Consider the following 203-nt stretch of genomic DNA (forward strand, 5'->3'; position numbering starts at 1 on the left):
CCATCAGCATCCGGGTCCTCTTCATTGATGATGCCGTCGCCGTCCTTGTCACCCTTCGGGCCATCCTCATCATCCTTATCGATGATGTCCGGAATACCGTCACCGTCAGAATCCTTGGACTCGTCCTTAGTCGGATCAGACTCCTCAGCGTTGGTCTTACCGTCGCCGTCGGCGTCCTCGTCACCATCCTTGATGCCGTCACC

General features: G+C 57.1%; 1 pseudogene. It reads right to left on the bottom strand.

Going from position 1 to position 203, the window contains the following annotated elements:
• Positions 1-203 (bottom strand): annotated as a pseudogene (locus tag HMPREF2943_RS12525) (hypothetical protein); the annotation flags it as partial.

It is taken from the genome of Corynebacterium sp. HMSC072D12, assembly GCF_001813925.1.
Taxonomy (GTDB): Bacteria; Actinomycetota; Actinomycetes; order Mycobacteriales; family Mycobacteriaceae; genus Corynebacterium; species Corynebacterium aurimucosum.